The organism is Rhodoblastus sp. 17X3 (genome assembly GCF_030056575.1).
Classification (GTDB): domain Bacteria; phylum Pseudomonadota; class Alphaproteobacteria; order Rhizobiales; family Beijerinckiaceae; genus Rhodoblastus.
Genome location: NZ_JASHHX010000001.1, coordinates 80996 through 95033 on the forward strand (window position 1 = coordinate 80996; position 14038 = coordinate 95033).

The 14038-nt window shown below is 65.4% G+C and carries 11 protein-coding genes; 3 read left to right on the top strand and 8 right to left on the bottom strand.

What is annotated here, in order from left to right:
• Positions 1–18: 18 nt before the first annotated feature.
• The 3 genes from pth to QM467_RS00355 all read right to left on the bottom strand — a co-directional run bounded on the left by pth (position 19) and on the right by QM467_RS00355 (position 2337).
• Positions 19–597 (bottom strand): aminoacyl-tRNA hydrolase, encoded by a 579-nt coding sequence (gene pth, locus QM467_RS00345; protein ID WP_283364289.1) that lies wholly within the window; start codon positions 595–597, stop codon positions 19–21.
• Positions 598–717: 120 nt separating this feature from the next.
• A complete protein-coding gene (locus QM467_RS00350; RefSeq protein ID WP_283364290.1) occupies positions 718–1356 on the bottom strand; it encodes a 50S ribosomal protein L25/general stress protein Ctc in 639 nt (212 codons plus the stop codon).
• A 105-nt stretch (positions 1357–1461) separates the two neighbouring features.
• A complete protein-coding gene (locus QM467_RS00355; protein ID WP_283364291.1) occupies positions 1462–2337 on the bottom strand; it encodes an S-methyl-5'-thioadenosine phosphorylase in 876 nt (291 codons plus the stop codon).
• Positions 2338–2765: 428 nt separating this feature from the next.
• Between QM467_RS00355 and QM467_RS00360 the strand changes: the two genes are divergently transcribed.
• Entirely contained in the window at positions 2766–3761 is a 996-nt protein-coding gene (locus tag QM467_RS00360) for a MaoC/PaaZ C-terminal domain-containing protein (RefSeq protein ID WP_283364292.1), read from the top strand.
• 91 nt (positions 3762–3852) lie between these two features.
• Here QM467_RS00360 and QM467_RS00365 read toward each other — a convergent pair whose 3' ends face one another.
• The 5 genes from QM467_RS00365 to QM467_RS00385 all read right to left on the bottom strand — a co-directional run bounded on the left by QM467_RS00365 (position 3853) and on the right by QM467_RS00385 (position 11012).
• A complete protein-coding gene (locus tag QM467_RS00365; protein WP_283364293.1) occupies positions 3853–5022 on the bottom strand; it encodes an SGNH/GDSL hydrolase family protein in 1170 nt (389 codons plus the stop codon).
• Between the two features lie 38 nt (positions 5023–5060).
• Positions 5061–5264, bottom strand: a complete 204-nt coding sequence (locus QM467_RS00370) for a hypothetical protein (protein WP_283364294.1) — start codon at positions 5262–5264, stop codon at positions 5061–5063.
• A gap of 523 nt (positions 5265–5787) precedes the next feature.
• A complete protein-coding gene (locus tag QM467_RS00375; protein WP_283364295.1) occupies positions 5788–7452 on the bottom strand; it encodes a DUF882 domain-containing protein in 1665 nt (554 codons plus the stop codon).
• A gap of 267 nt (positions 7453–7719) precedes the next feature.
• Positions 7720–9351, bottom strand: a complete 1632-nt coding sequence (locus QM467_RS00380; protein WP_283364296.1) for a L,D-transpeptidase family protein — start codon at positions 9349–9351, stop codon at positions 7720–7722.
• A 176-nt stretch (positions 9352–9527) separates the two neighbouring features.
• Positions 9528–11012 carry a sigma-54-dependent transcriptional regulator gene (locus QM467_RS00385; RefSeq protein ID WP_283364297.1) on the bottom strand — a complete coding sequence of 495 codons (1485 nt, stop codon included), beginning with the start codon at positions 11010–11012 and terminating at the stop codon, positions 9528–9530.
• 201 nt (positions 11013–11213) lie between these two features.
• On the opposite strand from QM467_RS00385, the gene QM467_RS00390 reads away from it, so the two are divergent.
• Complete coding sequence (locus QM467_RS00390) at positions 11214–13049, top strand: M3 family oligoendopeptidase (RefSeq protein ID WP_283364298.1); 1836 nt, start codon at positions 11214–11216, stop codon at positions 13047–13049.
• Positions 13050–13071: 22 nt separating this feature from the next.
• Entirely contained in the window at positions 13072–14037 is a 966-nt protein-coding gene (locus QM467_RS00395; RefSeq protein ID WP_283364299.1) for an alpha/beta fold hydrolase, read from the top strand.
• Position 14038: the final 1 nt, after the last annotated feature.

Here is a 14038-nt window from a genome sequence, read left to right on the forward strand (position 1 = left end):
TCATAGCAAAGGTTGGGATTAAAAGCCCGCGGCCTGCATGGCCTCGTGAATCCGGGTCTGGAACAGGCCATCGTCGCCCTTGGCGAGCGTCGCGGCATTTTTCGCGATCGCCTCGCACAGGGCCTCGACCCAGGGCTTGTCCGATTTGGCGAAATCGCTCAGCACATGGCCGTGGACCAGAGCCTTGTCGCCGGGATGGCCGATGCCGAGCCGCACGCGGCGATAATCGCCGCCCATATGCGCGGTGATGGAGCGCAACCCGTTGTGGCCGGCGTCGCCGCCGCCGCGCTTGATCCGCAGCTTGCCAGAGGCGAGGTCCAGCTCGTCATGGAACACGACGATGTCGGCAAGCGGAATCTTGTGAAAGCGCGCGGCCTCGGCCACGGCGCGGCCGCTCTCGTTCATGTAGGTTTCGGGCTTCAGCAGCAGCGCGCGTTCGCCGCCAAGCCGCGCTTCGCTGAATTCGCCGTGGAATTTCTTGCGGAAGGGCGCGCCCTCGCAGGCGCGGGCGATGGCGTCGACCGCCATGAAGCCGATATTATGCCGGTTGCCGGCGTAGCTCTTTCCGGGATTGCCCAATCCGACGAGCAGCAGCATGGCAAAGGCTCTTGTCTGAAATCACTTGCCGGAAAAAGAACCGCCCGCCGGATCCTTGGGGAAGGACGCCCGTCTTTCGACGGGCCTTGGCGGGCGGCGCAATATTTTGGAACCAGAAGCTTACTTCTTGCCCTTGGCCGGAGCGGCCGCAGCCGCTGCGGCCGCCGCAGCTTCCGCCTCCGCCGCCGCGGCGCCGCCGGCGGGCGGCGAGATCGTCGCGATGGTGAAGTTCGACTTGTCGACCGGGGTCACGCCCTCGGGAAGGGCGATCGAACCGATGTGCACCGAATCGTTGAAGTCGAGGCCGGTGAGGTCGGCGGTGATGGATTCCGGGATGTTGTCGGCCGGAACCAGCAGTTCGACCGTGTGCAGCACGATGTTGATCGAGCCGCCGCGCTTGATGCCGGGCGCGGTTTCCACATTGACGAAATGCACCGGCACGCCGACCTTGAGCTTGGAGCCGGACTTCAGGCGCAGGAAATCGACATGCATCGGGGTGTCGCGCACGACGTCCAGCTGATAGTCGCGCGGAATGGCGCGCTCGGCCTTGCCGTCGATCTCGATTTCGAAAATCGTGGTCAGGAAGTGGCCCGCGTAGATCAGCTTGTGAACGTCGCGGTAGGAAAGCGAAATCGGCGTCGCCGCTTCGCCGCCGCCATAAATGACGGCTGGAATTCTGCCTTCACGACGAACGCTGCGGGCGGCCCCCTTGCCGGTCCCGCTGCGAACCGTGGCGGCGAGTTTCTTGATCTCGGCCATAGTTCAATCCTTTATAAAGCCGCGCTCACGCCTCCAGGGGTGTCGGAAACGAACGCGAAGCGCGGCTTATAAAAGGCGAGCGCCCTCATGGCAAGGCGCGTGGGCTTATTTCGCGAGAACGCGGGCCAGGATCGCGTCGAGCTTGCCCACCAATTCCAGGTCCCAGGCGTCGCGCGCGGTGACCAGCGCGTAATCCAGCGCGCGGTCGGAGCCGATCGGGCAGGGCGCGTGTTCGGCAGGAAAATCCTGCATCAGCCGGGCGAGCAGTTTCGAGGCCTTTTCCGCGTTGGATTTCACCACGGCGAGAATGTCGTGGACCTCGACCGCCGCGATATCGTCGCGCCAGCAATCGTAATCCGTCACCATGGCGAGCGTGGCGTAGGACATTTCCGCCTCGCGGGCGAGCTTGGCCTCGGGCAGGCCGGTCATGCCGATGACATGATAGTCGGCGGCCTTGTAGCCGAGCGATTCCGCGCGCGAGGAGAATTGCGGCCCCTCCATGCAGACATAGGTCCCGCCCTTGATGATGTCGATCCGCTCGGCATGGGCGGCGGCGACGATGCGCTGCTGCAGCAGCGGCGCGACGGGATGCGCCATCGAGACATGGGCGACGCAGCCATTGCCGAAGAAGGAGGATTGCCGGCCAAAAGTGCGGTCGACGAACTGGTCCACGGCGACGAACAGGCCGGGCGGCAGCTCCTCGCGGAACGAGCCGCAGGCGGAGACGGAAATGACGTCGGTCACGCCGACCCGCTTGAGGGCGTCGATATTGGCGCGGTAATTGATGCCCGAGGGCGACAGCCGATGGCCGCGGCCATGACGGGGCAGGAAGACGGCCTGTGTGCCGCCGATGCGGCCAAAGCGCAGCAGGTCCGAAGGTTCGCCCCAGGGGGTCGCCACAGCTTCCTCGCGGACGTCCTCCAGGCCGGGCAGGTCATAGACGCCGGAGCCGCCGATAATTCCGAGAAGCGCTTTGGTCATTTTGGCGTCACCTTTGGGCCGATTCTTCTGGGCCGATTCCTGGGGCGGCAAAGTGGCGCAAGCCTGGCGGGCGGGCAAGCCCCCGGCAAGGAGAAACAAGCCCCCGGCAAGGAGAAAGAGGCCCCCGGCAGGGAGAAAGAGGCCCCCGGCAGGGAGAAATGCGCCCTGTTCAGGACAAAAAAAACCGGACGCTTTCGCGTCCGGCATCGCCCACACAAGGCAGGGCGTAGTCTTTTCCACACGGAGACAGCAGGGGAGGACAGCTGGTCCGTTTGTGGAGTGATATGTGTATGCCCTATTGTGCGGCGCACAACAATTTCGCAAACAGCGGGGCTGCCATGCGACTATTGCATAGCTTGCTTTTCCGCGCTCTGTCTTGCTCGCGCTCCAGTCAGGCGCCAAAGTCCCCGCCGGCAGCGGAGACATAGATGGATCTTGTGACATTCGAGGATTTTCGCCTGGGCGAGACGAGGGTTTATGGCGATTATCTGATTGACGAGGCGGAGCTTCTGGCTTTTTCCGCCGCTTATGACGCGCAGCCCTTCCATCTCGACGCCGAGGCGGCGAAGGAGACGATTCTCGGTGGGCTGGCGGCGTCCGGCTGGCAGGTCTGCTCCGCGCTGATGCGCATGATGATCGATGATTGGCTCGGCGAAAGCTCCGTTTTGGCCGGAATCGGCATTGAGGACAACCGCTGGCTGGCCCCGGTCCGCGCCGGCGACCGCTTGACCGCCCACACTACGACGCTGGAGAAATCGGACTTGCGCTCGCGGCCTGGCGCCGGAATCGTCAAGGTCCGGACGTCGTTGCGCAATCAGGATGGCCGCGAGGTCATGACCCAGACAATTTCGAACCTGTTCGCGCGCAGGACGCCGCTCGCCGAACCGCCGGCGAGCGCGGCGCGCCGCTCCGCGCCGAAGGCCCAGGACGCCGCGCCTCCGGAGCGGATCGACGATCCGGCCGCCGCCATGCCGGAAGATTTCGCGCGGGCGCGCGTCGGCGCCTATGCGGAATTAGGCGAGACCCTGTTCACCGCCGACGTGATCCGCGATTACGCGCTGAAATTTGATCCTGCGCCGTTCCATGTCGATGAAGAGGCCGGCGAGGCGCATTTTCTGGGCGCCATGTCGGCGGCGGGGCTGCACACGGCCTCATGCTGGATGAGCCATTTCATCGAGACGCGCCACCGTCTTGGAGGCGGCAAACTGGCCAGCCGCGCGTCGCCGGGTTTCAGGGACATGTTGTGGCGCCGTCCGGTCCTCATCGGCGACCGCGTTGCTTTTTCCACCCAGGTTATAGCCAAGCGCGAGACGTCCAAACCCGGCCTCGGCCTCATCACCAGCCACAATCGAGGCGTCAACCAGCGCGGCGAACTCGTGATTGAATTCGTCGCCTCGATTTTCGCGCCGGTTGAGCCAGCCTGATCGTCGCTATTGAGGGGCGGTCCTACTCGGGCCCATCCTACTTCGGGGGCCAGTTCTACTTGGGGGGCCAGTTCTACTTGGGGGGCCAGTTCTACTTGGGGGGCCAGGCGAAATCGTCGGCGCGGCCGGGCTGCGCGGGGGCGGCCTCCAGCGTCTTGGGCTGGGCGCGGCCGGCGGGCGGCGCCGCGAGCGCGCCGCCGGGAGAGACCGCTGATTCGGTGAGGCTTTCGATCTTACCGGCGATGGGCTTCGGTGGCGGCGCGACGGGCGCCGCGGCCTCGGGCGCGGCGGGGGGCGCGGTTTCATTGCCCCCGCCTGGCGGCGCGGGCGTCGCGGGGGCCTCGGGTGCGGCGCCTGCGGGCGTCTCGGGCGGTTGCAGGGCGGCTTCGAGCAATTTCCGGATTTCGGGCTCGACGAAATGCGCGGCCTTGCGCGCGCCGGCTTTGTTGAAATGGACGCCGTCGGCGGCGCGCAACCGGACGATGACGCCGTTCACGTCGGGGCCGGATGCGCGATAGACGGAATTTTCGTCAGAAAAGGCCTCCCAGAGATCGACATAATGCGCGCCCTGCGCCTCGGCATATTGTCTGTCGATATCATTGAAGACCAGCGCGGCGTTGGAGAGAGATTCGCTGCGCATGATCGGCTGGCCGACCCAGATCAGGGGAACTTTCTTTTCACGGAAGATCGCGGCGAGCTCCTCGGCCCTCTTGGCGTAGATTTCATTGAACGGCTTGCTCAGCGGGTCCGGGCTGGGCTCGCCGCCGAGCCGCAGCTTCTGATTGTCATTGATCCCGATCTGGACCACGGCGGCGTCGAAATGTTGCGGCCCGTCGAGCAGGCTCCGCGCCGCCGCGCGCCAGTCATAAAAATCGCTGCGGACAAGGCCGGTGTCTTCCTTCGCCTTGTTGACGACCGCCACGCGATGGTCGCCCGCGAAGGCTTCGGCGAGGCCTTGGGCCAGCATATTGGCCTGGCTGTCGCCGATGACCGCGATGAAGAAGGTCGGCGCCTGCTTGGCGGTCTGCCCGTCGCCGCCTTGAGCGCCCGCATTGGCCGGATTGGGCGCCGTCGCGGCGGGCTTGGGCTTGGGGCGATGGATCGGTCGCGGCCTCGGCTCCTCGGGCGGCCGGGCGCGGCGGGGCGCGAAGACCGAGCCGAAAAAGTCGGAGAACGGATTTTGCGCCGTCGCCGGGGGAGCCGAGCCGGCCAGGCAGACAAGCGCGAGCATGAGGACGGACAGACGGCGGAGGAGCGGCATGGAGCGATGCTAGCCGATTCCGCCGGGCGAAGCGAGCGTCAGGCCCTCTTGAGGCGCATTTCAATGTCGGAGGTCGCCGACATTACCCGGCTGGGGTTGAGAGTGAGCGAAACGAGGCCGAAACCGATCGCCATCAGCATCACGAGGCGGACGAATTGCTGCCAGCGGCAAGCCGCCGGACTATCCACGCGGCGCCGGCGCGCCACGGAGAATTCCTCGGACTTGATCGCTTCCTGAATCATGGCTCGATCTCCCCAACGGGATCGGCGCGCCGCCTCTGGCCGCGCCCTCAACAAGGCTAGGACTTCAGGCTTAACAGAGCATTAACCATCCGGGGGCGGCCACGTTTATGACGCGCTGGATTGGGTGCGCTAGATGATATGCCGGGCGTAAAGCAGGACAGCGAAGAAAAGCAGAATCATGGCCGAAAAGAAAATGTAATCAGCGAATAACTCTACTCTATCCGTATTTACGGGGTTCCTGATAGAATAAAAAGATAAAAGGCATGAGCTCATGAATCCGAGGGCCGCTAATATGCAAATTTCATCCAGATAGGTGGAATCTGATGAGCCGCTTAACTTGATGGCGGTGATCAGTACAAAGCATATGCCGAGAAGGTTTGAGGCTGCGTTGAGGATGTGGGGCTGGCGGCGCTCGGTCATGTCCATCTGACGCAATTGGCAAAAGGCTCGACCAAGGCGATCACGGTCAAATTGGCGCGCGCGAGAGGCTTGCGCCCGGGACGAGACATTCCGCCTTTGCCGTCTAGTCGTCGTCCTTGGAGAAGGAATTGGCGCTCAGCACTGTCGCCTTCGAGGCGAAGCCGGTCTGCGCGCCGCGGCGCGGCGCATTGGCGGCGAGCGCGTCGATCCGGGCCGCGGAGCGCAGGGCGGGGGCGAATCCGGCGCTGTTTTTGGGCCGGGCCTCGATCTGGGGCGCGGGCGTCGACATGGCCTGCAGCGCGGCGCGATCCAGGCGGGCGGGCGTGATCTGGCTGGCGACTGCTTTCGCCGCGCGTTGATCCTCGGCCTTGCTCTGCGCGGCCGCGCGCAGTGGAGGCAGCGGCGGGCGCGGCGGCGGCAGCGGGATGGCCGCGCTCGCAGGGGCGGCATAGGCGAGGGCGACGGTCTCGCTGGCGGAGGGCCGCAGCGCCAGCGACGAACCGTGCGTGATCACATCGGGCAAGCGGGCGAGTTCGACCGGGCGGGGCGGGGGAACCGGCGCGTCGAGGGCGGCGACCAGATTGTCGGGGCGGCGCGGCGGCGCGGGGTGATTCATGGCCGCGGCCGGCTCGTCGGCCTCCGCCGCCTGCTGGGGCGTTTCCTGCGGCGCGGGACGTGCGGGCTGGGCGACGACCTCCGGCTGTGGCTGCGGCTGCGGCTGCGGCTGCGGCGCGGGTTGGACTGCGGGCTGGGGCGCGGGCTGCTGCGCGGCGACCGCGCGCCGGCCGAAGCCGGCATTGTCCGGGGCGCCCATATAGGTTTCGCCGCGCGGCAGGTCGGCCTCGGCGGTTGCGACCATGCGGCGCTGGGCGTTGGCCGCGGCCGCCTCGTTCGCGGCCTCCTGACGCGCCGAGGCGACGCGGGTCGGACGTGTGACGCGCGCGGTCTGGCGGGCCTCCTCCTCGTCCTCGCCGCCGCCGAAGATTTTGGCGAAGAAGCCGAAGATGCCGCCCGGGGACGTGGCTTCGGCGAAGGTCGCCGCCTCGCCGCCGCGCGCGAGAATTTCGGCGCGGGCTTCCTCATAGCGCTCCATCGGTTTGCCGTTGGAGGGGATGTGGACGGTTTTGCCGTCGGGAAACAGCCGCGCCAGCTGGTCGTAATTCATGCGCGGCCAGTGGCGCACCCCGCCGACGTCGAGATGGACGAAGGGCGTTCCTGCGGTGGGGTAATAGCCGACGCCGCCGCGCTGCATGCGCATGCCGATCTCGCGCAGCTTTTCCATCGAAAGGCCCGGCATGCTGGTGTCCATCGCCTTGCCGAGCATATGCTGGGAGTGTTCGGCCACGGCGCTGGAGCGGCGGCGCAGCATGGCGTTGGTGGAGGGGCAGCGATAGGCGGACATCACGATGATCGGATCGTCCGGGCCGAGGCGGTTGGCGCTGCGATAGGCTTCCCAGACCACGTCGAACAGCCGTGGGTCCATTTTGGTGGGTTCGTCATTTCGCCAGTCGCGCAGGAACCAATTCAGCTTTTCGAGCGTTTCACCGTCGTAATGGCCGTTCACTCGGAAGGTTGCGGCGATCGTGTCCTTGCGGTGTGCATGATAGAGATAGATGGTGCGGGTGTCGCCATTGGCGGCGGCGGATTCCAGCGCCTCGGGAGCCAAAACGGCGAAAAGGCCGAGGGCGGCGACGCGGGCGCGTTTGCCGGTGGGCCGGCTTGCGCGCTTGAGAGCGCGTCGGGCGGCGGCGAGGCTGGGCAAAATCAAACGCGCTCCCATCGTGTTTGTCTTGACGTTTCGTCCGGACGCAAACTTGGCGAAAATGGTAACGAAATTATTGCTCGAATAGATTGACGTCAGGTTCACAGACATCCGTTTTTCAAGCGTGGCGGCGCATCTGATTACATCATCTGTCGCGGCAAAGCCACACCCGGGCGAAACTTAGTTCCGCCGGGCGCTTTTTTGTCGCCTGTGGCCAAATTAACAAAATTCGCGGCGATTCTAGGGCAGGATTGCGGCTGTCCCCAACAGCGCTCAGCCGCCAAGGCCGAGCAGCTCGCGCGTCTTGCGGCCGTAGCCGTAGATATCCTCGAAGCGCTGCGCCTGTCCGGTCTGGTCCACGGTGAAGGTGAAATAGACGATATGGATCGGCATCGGCTCGGGCAAATTGACCCGGCGCTCGGTCTTGCCGACCATTTTCTTCAGCCGCTCCTCGGTCCAGCCGCGCTCCGGCCGCAGCAGATCTACGGCCAGCTTGAAGGGCTGATCGACGCGCACGCAGCCATGGCTATAGGCGCGGCGGGACGTTGCGAACAGATTGCGCGTCGGCGTGTCGTGCATGTAGACGGCGTAATCATTGGGAAAGATGAATTTGATCTGGCCCAGCGCATTGCGTTCGCCGGGAGGCTGGCGGACCGTGAGCCGGCCATTGACCGTGCGGATGTCGTAGCCTTGCGCCCGCAGCGCGTCGAGCTTCGGCATCATTTCGTTCTTGATGATCGACTGCGGCACGTTCCAGGACGGATTGACGACCAGATATTCCATCTTGTCGGAAAACAAGGGCGTCGGCTTGTCCGGCTTGCCGGTGATGACGCGGATGGGCAGGATCACGGCATTGTCGCGGTAAAGCCGCGCGGTGAATTCCGGAATGTTCACCACCACCCGGTCGGCGCCGAGGTCGCGCGGCAGCCAGCGCCAGAATTCCATATTGGTCACGATATCGGCTTCGAGATCGGCGTTGCGGCGCGCGCCGAGCGCCGGAGCGGCGTCGCTGACGCGGCGTCCGCGCTCCGTGGCCGCGATCCGGGCCTGGAGTTCCGGCGCCGAGCGGACCTCCGCCAGCTTGTCGCGCAAGGCGAGATAGCCGGGATGCTGCGGATTATAGCCGTGCAGGGTCTTGTCGGCGTCCGCGGATTTCGAGGTTTCGTCCAGCGCCTGGGCCGCGCTGACGACAGGCGGGTGCGATCCGATCAGGCGGGAGATCCGGGCGGGGTCGATCCGGCCGCCGCTGGCCTGAAGGGCGTAAGCCGCCACGGCCTCGGAAAGGGCGACGTCGCCAAGCGCCAGCGAGGAATCCGGTCCCTGGTCGAGCGAATAGACGCGAAAAGCGCGCAAATCGAGCCCGTCGTCAGGCGCCTGCTGCAGGCGCTCGAAGGCGGCGCGGGCGGCCGGGGTCCAATGGCCGTCGGCGAGCCAGACGGGCGCGTCGCCGCGGCTGGCGTAAAAAGCATCAACGGCCTGGCGCACCGCGCGCAATTGCGGCGGCTGCCGCAGCGCCTCGGCGGTTTCGCGGGAGAGCGCGGCGCGGATAGCCTGGTTCATCGCCGGCTTGGCGGGGCCGGACGGCTCCTTCGCGACGGCTTCCGCCGCGCGGGCGGGCTCGGCGCCAACAAGCTGGCCTTCGGCGGGCGCGGAGGCGGCGGGCTCGGGCGAATCCTGGCTGGCCGACGTCAGGCCATCGTCCTTGCTGGCTTCCCGGGACGCCGGCGGAATGCTCCAGACCGCGCCGGGCGCCTTCGAGGGCGGGATCGCCGCCGTGGAATCTTCTGTTGCGGCGCCAGACGCAGCGTTCGACGCGGCCTGGCCCAGAGCGGGTACAGCGGCGACGAGCGCGGCGGCGGCCAGAGCCGTCCGGAACTTTGTGGCGGACGCGCCAAGCAGAAACATCCGAAAGCCTTTCAAGCCGGGGGCGGGTCCTGGGCCCGCCCGCGCGCCGTTCGCGCGACCTTACAGGATCTGGCCGCCCTTACGGTTAAATTCAAATGCCGAGTCGCCGCAATGGGCGCGGCTCGCAATATTGTGACTGTCGCGCGAAGGCCACAGAGCGGGGCGTCGGCGCCCGCTCAGGCGGCGTCGACGCCGTCTCCGGCGATATTCTCCGCCAGTCCATATTCCTTCATCTTGCGGTACAGCGTCGAGCGGCCGATCCCGAGCTTGCGCGCCATTTCGGACATCTGGCCGCGATAATGGGTGAGCGCGAAACGGATCGCCTTTTCTTCCAGCCATTCCAGCCGGTGAACGTCGCCGTTCTCGTCAAGAAGCTTGAGCGAATTGGGGTCGCGCATCTCGACGCGGACGATTTCGCGCTGGACCTCGCGCTGCCCGACCGGCGGCGGGGCTGGCGGCACGCGAACGTCGAAGCCGTCGACATGGGCGGCGATCTGCGGGAATTCGGCCACGGTCAGTTCGTCGCCGTCGGACAGCACCACGGCGCGGAACAGGGCGTTTTCGAGCTGGCGGACATTGCCCGGCCAGTCATAGGTCGAGAGCATGGACATGGCCTCGGCGGTCAGGCCGCGAATCCTCTTGCCTTCCTCTGCGCTGAAACGGGCGAGAAAACGCCGCGCGAGGTCGGGAATATCGGCGCGGCGCGTCCGCAGCGGAGGGATGGAAATGGGGAAGACGTTGAGCCGGTAATAGAGATCCTCGCGGAAGCGGCCCTGTTTCACCAGCTCGATCAGGTTCTGGTTGGTGGCCGAGATCAGGCGGACGTCCACGCGCACCGGCTTGCGGGCGCCGACGGGGTCGATCTCGCCTTCCTGCAGCGCGCGCAGCAGCTTGACCTGGGTCTCCAATGGCAGTTCGCCGACCTCGTCGAGGAAGAGCGTGCCGCCGCTGGCTTCGACGAATTTGCCGATATGCTTGTCGGAGGCGCCGGTGAAGGCGCCCTTCTCATGGCCGAACAGGATGGATTCGACGAGATTTTGCGGCAGCGCCCCGCAATTGACAGTGACGAAGGGCTTGCCGCGCCGGTCGGAGGCCCCCTGGATCGCGCGGGCCATCAATTCCTTGCCGACGCCGGATTCGCCTTCGATCAGGACGGGAATGTTGGATTTGGCGGCGCGCTCGCCGAGCCGGATGGCGCGAGCCATTTCCTCGCCGCGCGACAGAATGTCGCGAAAGGTCAGATTTCCGGTCGCCTTGCGGCCGATGCGGCGGATTTCGCCCTCAAGCGCGCCGAAACGGAGCGCGTTCTTGATCGAAATCTGCAACCGCTCGGCGCCGACCGGCTTGACCACGAAATCCATCGCGCCCGCGCGCATGGCCGAAATCACCGCCTCGATGGAGCCATGCGCGGTCTGGACAATCACGGGGGTGGCGATTTTCCCGTCGCGCATCCGCGCCAGCACGCCCATGCCGTCGAGATCGGGCATGACGAGGTCGAGGATGAGAAGATCGATATGGGGCTGATCGACGGCCTGAAGCCGCGCCATGGCGGCCTCGCCGCCTTCGACACATTCCGCATTATAGCCGAAACGGCGCGCCATGGCTTCGAGAAGCCGCCGTTGTACGGGGTCGTCGTCGGCGATCAGGATGGTCGAGGTCATTATTGTTCTTTCGCGCGAGCAGTTTTACCGCTTCGCGACATGCTGCGCCATTACGGTAAATGCGATGTTAACGCGCGGCGGACGACGGGCTTGCGGGAAGCGGTTCCGAGAATAGGTTGCGAGAACAGGTTGATTGCCGCCGCTGCTCGCCAATATGGTGTCCAGTCGTTTTTGAAAATCCTGCAAAGGCCTGGCCCGTCCATGATCGATCCCTCCGCGCCTTCCGTTCGCTTCAGCACGTCTTCCGGCGCTGCGCCGGCCGAGGATCTGCCCAGCTGGCGGCTCGACGATCTCTATGAGGGGCTGGACAGCCCTCGATTCGCCGAAGACATGAAGCGGATGGTTCATGAATGCCGGGAGTTCGCGGCCATCTATCGCGGCGCGCTCGCCGGACTGCTGGCGGGCCCGGACGCGCCGCAGAAACTTTATGAGGCGATCGTCCTCTATGAGGCGATCGACGACCTCATTACGAAAATCATGTCCTTCGCGGGCCTTTCCTACGCCGAGAACACCGTCGACCCGGCCCGCGCCAAGTTTTATGGCGACGCGCAGGACAAGGTGACCGCCGCCTCGACCGACCTGTTGTTCTTCCAGCTTGAGTTGAACCGGCTTGACGACGCGGCGCTTGCCGCTGCCCTGGAGCAGGCGCCTCTTTCGCATTACCGGCCCTGGGTCGAGGACCTTCGGCTCGAAAAGCCCTATCAGCTCGAAGACCGCATCGAGCAATTGTTCCATGAGAAGTCCATCACCGGCCATTCCGCCTGGAACCGGCTGTTCGACGAGACCATCGCCTCGCTGCGCTTCGAAATTGACGGCAAGGAGCTGACGCTGGAGCCGGCCCTGAACCTGTTTCAGGACGCCGATCCCGCCATGCGCGAAAAGGCCTCCAACGCCATCGCCAAGACGCTGAAGGAAAATCTGCGCATTTTCGCCCTGGTCTCCAATGTTCTCGCCAAGGACAAGGAGATCGCGGACACATGGCGCGGATTCAAGGATGTCGCGGAGTCGCGGCATCTTTCCAATCGCGTCGAGCCGGAAGTCGTCGACGCCATGGTCGCGGCGGTGCGCGCCGCCTATCCGCGCCTGTCGCATCGCTATTACAAGCTCAAGGCGCGCTGGTTCGGCAAGGAAAGGCTGCATCACTGGGACCGCAACGCGCCTTTGCCCGACGCGCCGCAGAAGAATTATGACTGGGCGGAGGCGCGCACGGCGGTGCTCTCCGCCTATGGCCGGTTTTCGCCGCGCATGGCCGAGATCGCCAAGCAGTTCTTCGACAAGAACTGGATCGACGCGCCAGTGCGGCCGGGCAAGGCGCCGGGCGCGTTCGCCCATCCGACCTCGCCTTCCGTGCATCCCTATGTTCTTCTCAATTATCAGGGCAAGCCGCGCGACGTGATGACCTTGGCGCATGAGCTTGGCCACGGCGTGCATCAGGTGCTGGCGGGACCTAACGGCGCGCTGATGGCCCCGACGCCGCTGACACTGGCCGAAACCGCCTCGGTATTTGGCGAAATGCTGACTTTCCGCGCCTTGCTCACCGAGGCGAAGGACCCGCGCGAGCGCCGCGCGCTGCTGGCTTCCAAGGTCGAGGACATGCTCAATACGGTGGTCCGGCAGATCGCCTTCTATTCATTCGAGCGCAAGCTGCACACCGAACGCAAGAATGGCGAACTGACCGCCGAGCACATTTGCGAGCTATGGATGAGCGTGCAGGCCGAAAGCCTCGGCCCGGCCATAGAATTCGGCCCCGGCTATGAAACCTTCTGGGCCTATATCCCGCATTTCATCCATTCGCCCTTCTATGTCTACGCCTACGCCTTTGGCGACTGTCTGGTGAACTCGCTCTATGGCGTCTATCAGAAGGCCGAGCCAGGCTTCGTCGAGAAATATTTCGCGCTGCTCTCGGCGGGCGGCTCGAAACATTACAGCGAACTGCTCAAGCCCTTCGGCCTCGACGCTCGGGACCCGGCGTTCTGGAGCATTGGTCTGTCGATGATCGAGGGCCTGATCGACGAGCTGGAAAGCCTGTCCTCGTGAGCGGCCGCGCCGGGACCCCTTCATGGTGATCTCCGCCCTGACCTGGATGGTCCTTTACTGGCTGCTCATCGTCGGCGCGCTGGCCTTGTTCAATCTGGCTCTGGTCCGCTTCTTCCAGTCACTGGTCCCGCCGATCGGCGATTTCATGGAGGTCGGCGGGCTGCGTCTGCATCGGGTCGACAGCGGCGAAAAGCCGGGGCAGAGCGAGCCGCCGCTGGTCTTCGTCCACGGACTGCTCGGCCAGCTCAATCATTTTTCCTTCGCGCTGGCCGCGCGCTTTCCGGAACGGCGCGTCGTCCTGATCGACCGCCCCGGCTCGGGCTATTCCCAGACAGCCCGTCCACAGACGCTCGCGGCCCAGGCCAATATCGTCGCGGAGGCGATCGAGCGGCTAGGCCTGCAAAAGCCACTCGTGGTCGGCCATTCGCTCGGCGGCGCGGTGGCGCTCGCCCTTGCTCTTGACCATCGCGAGAAAATCGGCGGACTGGCTCTCATCGCGCCGCTGACCCTTCTGGTGGCGAAGCCCCCCAAACCTTTCGCCGCTCTGTCCAATCGCAGCCGGCTGTCGCTTTGGTTCGGCGCCTGGACGCTCGGCCCGGTCGCGACCTTGTTGCGCTCTCGCGTCGCGCGCGACGAAGTCTTTGCGCCCGATCCCATGCCGACGCGGTTCTGGAATGATGGCGGCGGCCTGCTCGGCGCCCGGCCATCGGCGCTGCTCGCCGCCTCGAGCGACATTGTCGCGCAACCGCAGGAAATGCCGCAGATGATGCTGCGCTACGGCGCGCTCGATCTACCCATTGGCGTGCTGTTCGGCTCGGGCGACCGGGTGCTTGACCCCGGCAAGCAGGGCGAGGGATTTTGCGCCATCGCGCCCGATGCGGAACTGACGCGGATCGCGGGCGGCCATATGCTGCCGGTGACGCGCCCGGCGGAGACCGAGGATTTTATTCGCGGCGTTCTGGCGCGGCTGGACGACAAGGGAGAATGAA

What these genes read in the sequence shown, in the direction of transcription:
- pth (WP_283364289.1), bottom strand. Translation starts at nt 597, where the DNA reads ATGCTGCTGCTCGTCGGATTGGGCAATCCCGGAAAGAGCTACGCCGGC.
- QM467_RS00350 (WP_283364290.1), bottom strand. Translation starts at nt 1,356, where the DNA reads ATGGCCGAGATCAAGAAACTCGCCGCCACGGTTCGCAGCGGGACCGGC.
- QM467_RS00355 (WP_283364291.1), bottom strand. Translation starts at nt 2,337, where the DNA reads ATGACCAAAGCGCTTCTCGGAATTATCGGCGGCTCCGGCGTCTATGAC.
- QM467_RS00360 (WP_283364292.1), top strand. Translation starts at nt 2,766, where the DNA reads ATGGATCTTGTGACATTCGAGGATTTTCGCCTGGGCGAGACGAGGGTT.
- QM467_RS00365 (WP_283364293.1), bottom strand. Translation starts at nt 5,022, where the DNA reads ATGCCGCTCCTCCGCCGTCTGTCCGTCCTCATGCTCGCGCTTGTCTGC.
- QM467_RS00370 (WP_283364294.1), bottom strand. Translation starts at nt 5,264, where the DNA reads ATGATTCAGGAAGCGATCAAGTCCGAGGAATTCTCCGTGGCGCGCCGG.
- QM467_RS00380 (WP_283364296.1), bottom strand. Translation starts at nt 9,351, where the DNA reads ATGTTTCTGCTTGGCGCGTCCGCCACAAAGTTCCGGACGGCTCTGGCC.
- QM467_RS00385 (WP_283364297.1), bottom strand. Translation starts at nt 11,012, where the DNA reads ATGACCTCGACCATCCTGATCGCCGACGACGACCCCGTACAACGGCGG.
- QM467_RS00390 (WP_283364298.1), top strand. Translation starts at nt 11,214, where the DNA reads ATGATCGATCCCTCCGCGCCTTCCGTTCGCTTCAGCACGTCTTCCGGC.
- QM467_RS00395 (WP_283364299.1), top strand. Translation starts at nt 13,072, where the DNA reads ATGGTGATCTCCGCCCTGACCTGGATGGTCCTTTACTGGCTGCTCATC.